Below are 9,318 nucleotides of genomic sequence, written 5' to 3'. Positions count from 1 at the left end.
GCGAGCCGGTCATCCCTGGCAGGAAGACGAAAAAACCTTACTGAGTGATGCGCTCGATTCGGTACCGGACGAAGAGATTGGCAAGCATCTGTTCTGGCTTTCCGAGAAACTGGGCAGAACGCCTTTCAGTGTTGCTTTCCAGATCGCGGCAATCAGGGAGCTGCAGGACGGGTGGGAGGAGCAGTTCAGGGAGATTTCGGATAACATACGCTTGTCCGGTCTGAGCATCAGTGATTATCTTACGCAGAACGGCACGGGCCATAACGCCTGAAAGAAATTTGCGTTATTTGTAAAATTAAATACCATGGAAGCCTCAGGATATAAAAAAATAATGACCAAACAGGAATGGATTTTACGACTACGGCGCTGTACATCGAAGGAAACCCTGGAAAGGGTAATAGAAAAAAATAAATATTCTCTGTCAGATGATGAGCTTGAGCATTTCAATGCTGCGGTTGATCACCGGCTGGCGGAAATGGCAATGGGGAAGTTTTATGACAAAATACCTGCAGGCGTCTGGAAATATGTTAAATAATACAGCCGGCATCAGTCTGTTTGAAGTGGTTTACTGAATTTGGCCACCTGAACAGAGGTGATATGCTCACCTCAGAACAACACAGGTGCCATAATGAAAAAAAGAAATTTCAGCGCAGAGTTTAAACGCGAATCCGCTCAACTGGTCGTTGACCAGAACTACACCGTGACAGATGCAGCCAGCGCTATGGATGTCGGCCTTTCCACAATGACGCGATGGGTGAAACAATTACGTGATGAACGGCAGGGCAAAACACCAAAAGCCTCCCCCATTACCCCGGAACAAATTGAAATCCGTGAGCTCAGGAAAAAGCTACAACGTATTGAAATGGAAAATGAAATATTAAAAAAGGCTACCGCGCTCTTGATGTCAGACTCCCTGAACAGTTCTTGATAATCGGGAAACTCAGGGCGCGTTATCCTGTGGCCACTCTCTGCCATGTGTTCGGGGTTCATCGCAGCAGCTACAAATACTGGAAAAACCGTCCTGAAAAGCCAGACGGCAGACGGGCTGTATTACGCAGTCAGGTACTTGAACTGCATGGCATCAGCCACGGCTCTGCCGGAGCAAGAAGCATCGCCACAATGGCAACCCAGAGAGGTTACCAGATGGGGCGCTGGCTTGCTGGCAGACTCATGAAAGAGCTGGGGCTGGTCAGTTGCCAGCAGCCGACTCACCGGTATAAGCGTGGCGGTCATGAGCACGTTGCTATCCCGAATCATCTTGAGCGACAGTTCGCCGTAACGGAACCAAATCAGGTGTGGTGCGGTGATGTGACCTATATCTGGACGGGTAAGCGCTGGGCGTACCTCGCCGTTGTTCTCGACCTGTTCGCAAGAAAACCAGTGGGCTGGGCCATGTCGTTCTCGCCGGACAGCAGGCTCACCATGAAAGCACTGGAAATGGCATGGGAAACCCGTGGTAAGCCCGTCGGGGTGATGTTCCACAGCGATCAAGGCAGCCATTATACGAGCAGGCAGTTCCGGCAGTTACTGTGGCGATACCGGATCAGGCAGAGTATGAGTCGGCGTGGAAACTGCTGGGATAACAGCCCAATGGAGCGCTTCTTCAGGAGTCTGAAGAACGAATGGGTGCCGGCGACGGGCTATGTAAGCTTCAGCGATGCAGCTCACGCAATAACGGACTATATAGTTGGATATTACAGCGCACTAAGACCGCACGAATATAATGGTGGGTTACCGCCAAACGAATCAGAAAACCGATACTGGAAAAACTCTAACGCGGTGGCCAGTTTTTGTTGACCACTTCAGTGGGTGGTGGTGTTAAGAGCATGCGGTCTGCGTAAGAGAAAGGGGTGAGCATTTTACGCTGCTGTTGCTGCCGGATGCGGCTCGCGCCTTATCCGGCCTATAAATGAGCGTGAAACGCAGGCCTACAAATGAGTGTGAAATGTAGGCCTGATAAGCGAAGCGCCATCAGGAATAAGTGCCAGGTATTACACGCGGAAGTAGCGTGGTGGAATCAACGCGGAAAAGGCGTCGAACTTCTTCACCATCTTTTTCCAGAACAACATAACAACAATCCTCGATTTGAAACATCGGCGCTATTTTAGTCAGCGCCGACAAATCGTAAAGCCTGTCGCCTTGTTCCGTTTCTGGGGTGGTGTAAACCTTTTTGGTCACTGTGTCGTCAAATACGATTGCCGCGAATTTGACGGGGTTGACAATGGCTTACGCCATAAACCAGTAATAAAAGAGACCGACTTTCAGGCCAAGGATCACAATGTAGGCACAGCAGTATTTCATGGTGCCAGACATGATCTGATTGGCCTGACCGTCCATTTTGGTGGCAGAAACCGCGATGGCGATGCTTTGCGGCGAAATCATTTTGCCCCCCGTAGCGCCAGAGGTATTGGCCGCCGCCAGCCAGTTGGGATCGATATGTAACTTGCTGGCAGCTATGGTTTGCAGCTTGCCAAACAGAATGTTCGAGTTGGTATCGCTGCCGGTAACGAACGTGCCCAGCGCGCCAATCACCGGGGCGAGGAAGACGTACGAGCTGCCGGTCAGATCGACAATCGACTGCGCCAGTGTGGAGATAATCCCGCTGAGATCCATCACCGTGGCCAGCGCGACGATCGCCATAATTGCCACGATAGAGTTTTTAAGCTGGAAAATCGTTTTGATAAATACTTCCAGCATCCCGCGTGCGGACGCTCCCTGAATAAAACCGCCGATAATGGTCGCAAAGATAATCAGCATCCCTGGTGTGGTCACCCATTCAACTTTCAGTGCCATCGTTTTGCCGTCAGCCAACGTGAAATGCAGCACCGAAGCCAGTTGGGACGCCGCGCCTTTTATTGTCGGGAACAGCGGCGAACACAGCAGGATAAACACAAAAATAAACAGATAGATAGAGCCCACGCGGAACAACACTTTTGCCGAGCGCGGCGTGGTTTCGCGGGTATGGCTGACCTCAATGCGCCACTCTGGATCGGTTTTCCCTTTGCGCAGGCGACTGACCATCGCCACGGCAAACAGGCTGACCAGGCTACCGGCAAAAGCGGGTAATTCCGCGCCAAGATGGATGGCGACAAAATATTGCGGAATCAGCGTGGAAATGCCGCAAATCAACGTGATCAGAAATACGCCGCGAATGGCTTTCAGGCCACCGCCAATAATGCAGACAATCACAAACGGCAGCAGGATATTAAACAACGCGAGCTGCAAAATAATGGTTCCGCCTAAGGTATAAACCGGCAGATTAACCTGTTCAGCCAGAATAGAAACCGGGATCCCGACCGCGCCGAATGCGGTAGGAACTGTATTTGCCACGAGAGAGGAAATCGCCGCCTTCAACGGGTTGAATCCCAGCGCAATGAGAATGCCGATCGGAATAGCGACCGCCGTGCCATAGCCCGCTGCGGCTTCAAGAAATCCACCAAAACACCATGAAATCAGCAGCACCTGAATACGCTTATCTTCGCTAATGCTGGCGAGAATATCGCGCAAAATATCCAGCGCTTTGGTCGCCTGCATGACGTTATAACTGAAAATAGCGCCGAGGATCACAATCACGATCGGCCATAGTCCCTTCAGTGCGCCATACCCTATCGCGGCTTTCAGATTTTGTACGGGCATTTCCCAGAATATTGCCGATAGTGCAGCGGTGAATACCAAAGAGATCAGTACGGAATAATGGATGGGCATTTTTAATTTCAGTATTAAAAATACCATCAGCAGCAAAGGAGAGAGTGCCAGAGCAAACATTAAATATTCTTGCATTACAATTCCCGATTTACTTTTTTAGACTGAACTATATTTAGGGGGAAGGAAGCTACCTGAATAATAAAATAAAAAATGCTAACTGAATCGCTTCAGTGAAATAAAGTTATAAAGGTTAATAATTGTATAAATAATGTTATTTTTTTATTAAATATGAATAACTACTAAATATTACAACACACATTAGAGTTAATCATTAATAGGTATGGGATGATCTTTGCAATAAATGAAATAAGTGTTTTGGCATCCCCTCAAAGGGCGAGGTATGAATTATATGGCGGTGGTAATTTCATTAAAAAATGTGAGCGGTACCGAAAGAAATAAAATGGGGTATTGCATGTGGATATTGATTGAGGGAATATTCTGCTTTGTCATACAAATGAACTTATAGCCATTTTCACTGGCCCTGATATAAGGAGCGGAGAGCCGCCCTCCATGAAACATACTGATAATAAGACCTTTTTGACGACTCTTACCCAATTGGTTGGCCCTGCTCATATCCTCACCGAACCGTCAAAAACTGCGCGTTACCGTAAGGGATTCCGCTCGGGTCAGGGTGATGCTCTGGCGGTGGTTATCCCCGGCTCTTTGCTTGAACTCTGGAAAGTCCTCAGCGCCTGCGTTGAGGCTGATAAAATAATCCTGATGCAGGCGTCGAACACAGGCCTGACCGAGGGTTCGACGCCAAATGGTAATGACTACGACCGCGAGATCGTCATTATCAGCACGCTGCGGCTGGACAGTCTGCATGTGCTGGATGAGGGCAAGCAGGTGCTGGCTTATCCGGGCACCACGCTGTACTCGCTGGAAAGGGCGCTGAAGCCGTTTGGCCGTGAGCCGCATTCGGTGATCGGCTCTTCGTGCATCGGCGCGTCGGTTATCGGCGGTATCTGTAATAACTCGGGCGGTTCTCTGGTCCAGCGAGGCCCGGCTTACACCGAGATGTCGCTGTTTGCCCGCATTGATGAACAGGGACGCTTGCAGCTGGTCAATCACCTTGGCATTGAGCTAGGTCAGACGCCAGAGCAAATCCTTGCCCGGCTGGATAACAATGTGATTGAAGCCGCGCTCGTCAACCATGACGGGCGTCACGCGCACGATCACGACTATGTTAGCCGCGTGCGGGACATCAATGCCGACACGCCAGCACGTTACAACGCTGACCCGGATCGCCTGTTTGAATCCTCTGGCTGCGCGGGCAAGTTAGCGGTGTTTGCCGTACGTCTGGATACCTTTGAAGCCGAGAAGAACCAGCAGGTCTTTTATATCGGTACCAATCAGACTGATGTCCTGACTGAGATTCGCCGCCACATCCTGGCGAATTTTACAAACCTGCCGGTTGCTGGGGAGTATATGCACCGCGATATCTATGATATTGCAGAGAAATACAGCAAAGATACCTTCCTGATGATCGACAAACTTGGCACGGACAAAATGCCGTTCTTCTTCAACCTGAAGGGGCGTACCGAGGCCATACTTGAGAAGGTGAAGATCTTTCGCCCGCACTTTACTGACCGCGCGATGCAGGCTTTTAGCCATCTGTTCCCGAGCCATCTCCCGGCGCGGATGAAGACCTGGCGCGATAACTATGAACACCATCTGATGTTGAAAATGTCCGGCGAGGGTGTGGCCGAAGCCCAGGCATGGTTAACGGACTATTTTAAATCGGCCGAGGGCGCGTTCTTTACCTGTACCGCGGAAGAGGGCAGTAAGGCGTTTCTGCATCGTTTTGCCGCCGCGGGTGCTGCCATTCGTTATCAGGCCGTTCATTCTGACGAGGTTGAGGATATTCTCGCGCTGGATATTGCATTACGCCGCAATGATACCGAATGGTATGAGAATTTACCGGCGGAAATTGACAGTCAGTTGGTGCATAAACTCTATTACGGCCATTTTATGTGCCATGTATTCCATCAGGATTATATCGTTAAAAAAGGCGTAGATGCCCACGCGTTAAAAGAACAGATGCTGGAATTACTGCGCCAACGCGGAGCGCAATATCCGGCGGAACACAATGTCGGCCATCTGTATAAAGCGCCGGAAAATTTGGCACGTTTTTATCAGGAAAATGATCCGACCAACACTATGAACCCAGGTATTGGTAAAACCAGCAAACATAAAAACTGGGCATGAAATACGACTGAACTTTTGCTTGATATCGCGATATCAAGCGCAATAAACAGAAATGAAGCAATGGAGTAGTTATTGTGAATGTAAATTTCTTTGTTACCTGTATTGGTGACGCACTGAAATCACGGATGGCACGAGACTCCGTATTGCTGCTGGAAAAACTGGGTTGTCGCGTTAATTTCCCCGAGAAGCAAGGGTGTTGCGGTCAGCCAGCCATCAACAGCGGTTACATCAAAGAGGCGATCCCCGGGATGAAAAACCTGATCGCCGCGCTGGAAGACAACGACGATCCGATTATCTCCCCGGCGGGCTCCTGTACCTACGCGGTTAAAAGCTACCCGACGTATCTGGCCGATGAACCGGAATGGGCGCTACGTGCTGAGAAAGTTTCCGCGCGTATGCAGGATCTCACCTCCTTTATCGTCAACAAACTGGGCGTGGTGGACGTTGGCGCCAGCCTGCAGGGGCGCGCTGTGTATCATCCTTCCTGTAGCCTGACCCGCAAACTGGGGGTGAAGGAAGAGCCGCTCACGCTGCTGAAAAACGTGCGCGGACTGGAGCTGCTGACGTTTGCCGATCAGGACACCTGCTGCGGCTTTGGCGGAACGTTCTCGGTCAAGATGGCCGAAATATCCGGTGAGATGGTGAAAGAGAAAGTCTTACATCTGATGGATGCAAAGCCGGAATATTTGATTGGCGCAGACGTCAGCTGCCTGCTGAACATTGGCGGCCGACTGCAACGGGAAGGCCAGCCGGTCAAAGTGATGCATATTGCTGAAGTGCTGATGAGCCGCTGAGGGGAAAGAGATGTCGATAAAAACCAGCGATGTAGAATTTAAACTGCGCATTCGTCAGCAGATAGAAGATCCGATCATGCGCAAAGCCGTGGCTAATGCGCAGGAGCGTATCGGCGCAAATCGGCAAAAAATGGTCGATGAGTTAGGCCACTGGGAAGACTGGCGCGATCGTGCCAGCCAGATCCGCGATCACGTTCTGAGCAACCTCGACGCTTACCTGTATCAACTCTCCGAGAAAGTGACGGAAAACGGCGGGCACGTCTATTTCGCCAAAACCAAAGAAGATGCCACTCGCTACATTTTGCAGGTTGCGCAAAGTAAAAATGCGCAGAAGGTGGTGAAGTCCAAGTCGATGGTGACCGAAGAGATCGGCGTCAACCATGTGCTGCAGGATGCCGGAATCCAGGTGATCGAAACCGATCTCGGGGAATATATCCTGCAACTGGATCAGGATCCGCCTTCGCACGTCGTGGTCCCGGCTATTCATAAAGATCGCTATCAGATCCGCCGCGTGCTGAACGAACGTCTGGGGTATGACGGCCCGGAAACCCCGGAAGCCATGACCTTGTTCATTCGTCAGAAGATCCGTGAGGATTTCCTCAGTGCCGAAATCGGTATTACCGGCTGTAACTTTGCCGTGGCGGAAACCGGCTCGGTGTGTCTGGTAACCAACGAAGGCAACGCGCGCATGTGCACCACGCTGCCGAAAACGCACATTGCGGTGATGGGCATGGAGCGTATCGCGCCGACCTTTGCCGAGGTGGATGTGCTGATCACCATGCTGGCGCGCAGCGCCGTGGGTGCACGTCTGACGGGCTACAACACCTGGCTGACCGGCCCGCGCGAGGCGGATAACGTTGACGGACCGGAAGAGTTCCATCTGGTGATTGTCGATAACGGTCGCTCGCAGGTGCTGGGCTCAGAGTTTCGCGATGTGCTGCGCTGCATCCGCTGCGGAGCCTGTATGAACACCTGTCCGGCGTACCGCCACATCGGCGGACACGGCTATGGCTCTATCTATCCTGGACCTATCGGCGCGGTGATTTCTCCGCTGCTCGGCGGCTATAAAGATTTTAAGGATCTGCCGTACGCCTGTTCTTTATGCACGGCCTGTGACAGCGTCTGCCCGGTGCGCATTCCGTTGTCAAAACTGATCCTGCGTCATCGCCGGGTGATGGCCGAGGAGGGCATTACGCCGAAAGCCGAGCGACGGGCGATCAGGATGTTCGCTTATGCCAATAGCCATCCGGGGCTGTGGAAAGTCGGGATGATGGCGGGCGCGCATGCGGCGAGCTGGTTTATCAATGGCGGCAAAACCCCGCTCAAGGTTGGCGCGATTGGTGACTGGATGGAGGCGCGCGATCTGCCTGATGCTGACGGCGAGAGCTTCCGCAGCTGGTTTAAGAAACATCAGGCGCAGGAGAAAAAGAATGGATAACCGTACCGCGTTTTTAAACACCATCGCCCAGGCGCTGGGTCGCCCGCTGCGTTTCGAACCGCAAGCAGATGCCGCGCCGGTTAACAACTATGCCAACGAGCGCCTGACCGAACTTAGCCCGCAGCAGCGCTGCGATGCGTTTATCCAGTTTGCCAGCGAAGTGATGCTGGCCCGCTGCGAACTGACCAGCGAGGACCAGGCCGCAGACGCGGCGCTGCGCCTGTGCGAAGAATTGGGTCAGCAGCCGGTGGTGCTGAGCGGCGACAGCCGGCTGGTGGAGCTGGGTATCACCGAACGCTTGCAGCAGGAATGCAACGCCGTGGTTTGGGACCCAGCGCGAGGTAGCGAAAATATTACCCAGGCAGAACAGGCGAAAGTCGGCGTGGTGTATGCCGAATATGGCCTGACCGAGTCCGGCGGCGTGGTGCTGTTTTCCGCACCGGAGCGCGGGCGTTCCCTGAGCCTGTTGCCAGAGTCCTCGATTTTCGTGCTGCGTAAAAGCACCATCCTGCCGCGCGTGGCGCAACTGGCAGAAAAGCTACATCAGAAAGCACAGGCCGGTGAGCGTATGCCATCATGCATTAATATCATCAGTGGACCCAGCTCGACGGCGGATATTGAGCTTATCAAGGTGGTTGGGGTGCATGGCCCGGTGAAAGCGGTGTATCTGATTATTGAGGATTGTTGAGGCAGGATGGAAAACCGCTCTGGCGCTATAGGCCAGAGCGGTATCGACGTTATGCAATCATGCTGATGATCAACACGATTATCAGGCCAACCACGGAGTTTACCAGCTCCAGCAGACCCCAGGTTTTCAGCGTATCCTTCACCGACAGGTCAAAGTAGCCTTTGAACAGCCAGAACGAAGCATCGTTGATATGGGTCAGGGTGTTGGAGCCGGCCGCTGTTGCCAGCACCAGCAACGCCGGGTCGACGCCCACCAGTTGACCGGTTGCCGGGTCGAGGATCGCTGCGCTAATAATCCCCGCCGCCGTCATGGCTGAGACCACGCCCTGACCCGTTGCCAGACGAATCAGCACGGTTATCAACCACGCCATGATGTAGGGAGAAATATTACCGTGCGACATCAGCATGCCGATGGTATCGCCGATGCCGGTAACCGGTGCGACTGTTACCGGCCTTGTGTCGTCTAACCATTCATCAAAACGGCCC

Annotated in this window: 7 protein-coding genes and 2 pseudogenes; 7 read left to right on the top strand and 2 right to left on the bottom strand. The window is 52.4% G+C overall.

The features are described from left to right. The 3 genes and pseudogenes from KHQ28_RS16785 to KHQ28_RS16775 form a co-directional block, all read left to right on the top strand. Positions 1-271 (top strand): annotated as a pseudogene (locus KHQ28_RS16785) (DNA-binding protein); the annotation flags it as partial. Positions 272-331: 60 nt separating this feature from the next. After that, a complete protein-coding gene (locus KHQ28_RS16780; protein ID WP_004150739.1) occupies positions 332-535 on the top strand; it encodes an HHA domain-containing protein in 204 nt (67 codons plus the stop codon). 93 nt (positions 536-628) lie between these two features. Further along, positions 629-1,797, top strand: a protein-coding gene (locus KHQ28_RS16775; protein WP_087530307.1) for an IS3-like element ISEc52 family transposase whose coding sequence is annotated in 2 segments (ribosomal slippage) — positions 629-878 and positions 878-1,797 — 1,170 coding nt in all. Because the reading frame shifts where the segments join, the coding sequence is not laid out codon by codon here. 429 nt (positions 1,798-2,226) lie between these two features. Here the strand turns inward: KHQ28_RS16775 and KHQ28_RS16770 are convergent. Then, complete coding sequence (locus KHQ28_RS16770) at positions 2,227-3,780, bottom strand: L-lactate permease (protein ID WP_020324174.1); 1,554 nt, start codon at positions 3,778-3,780, stop codon at positions 2,227-2,229. Positions 3,781-4,215: 435 nt separating this feature from the next. Here KHQ28_RS16770 and dld point away from each other — a divergent pair, with 435 nt between their 5' ends. The 4 genes from dld to KHQ28_RS16750 all read left to right on the top strand — a co-directional run bounded on the left by dld (position 4,216) and on the right by KHQ28_RS16750 (position 8,833). Further along, on the top strand, positions 4,216-5,913 hold the full coding sequence (gene dld, locus KHQ28_RS16765; RefSeq protein WP_020324177.1) for a D-lactate dehydrogenase: 1,698 nt from the start codon (positions 4,216-4,218) through the stop codon (positions 5,911-5,913). 74 nt (positions 5,914-5,987) lie between these two features. Next, entirely contained in the window at positions 5,988-6,707 is a 720-nt protein-coding gene (locus KHQ28_RS16760; protein ID WP_001102107.1) for a (Fe-S)-binding protein, read from the top strand. A gap of 10 nt (positions 6,708-6,717) precedes the next feature. Next, positions 6,718-8,145, top strand: coding sequence for a LutB/LldF family L-lactate oxidation iron-sulfur protein (locus tag KHQ28_RS16755; RefSeq protein WP_000023895.1), 1,428 nt, complete (start codon positions 6,718-6,720; stop codon positions 8,143-8,145). Next, complete coding sequence (locus KHQ28_RS16750; protein ID WP_004118595.1) at positions 8,138-8,833, top strand: lactate utilization protein C; 696 nt, start codon at positions 8,138-8,140, stop codon at positions 8,831-8,833. Before KHQ28_RS16755 ends, KHQ28_RS16750 begins: the two co-directional genes overlap by 8 nt. Positions 8,834-8,882: 49 nt before the next feature. Here the strand turns inward: KHQ28_RS16750 and KHQ28_RS16745 are convergent. After that, positions 8,883-9,263 (bottom strand): annotated as a pseudogene (locus KHQ28_RS16745) (gluconate permease); the annotation flags it as partial. Positions 9,264-9,318: the final 55 nt, after the last annotated feature.

The sequence above is a fragment of the Klebsiella sp. 28 genome, from assembly GCF_018223905.1.
Classification (GTDB): domain Bacteria; phylum Pseudomonadota; class Gammaproteobacteria; order Enterobacterales; family Enterobacteriaceae; genus Klebsiella; species Klebsiella pneumoniae.
The sequence above is the reverse complement of the archived record's forward strand: the minus strand, read 5'-3'. Positions and strand labels throughout refer to the sequence as shown.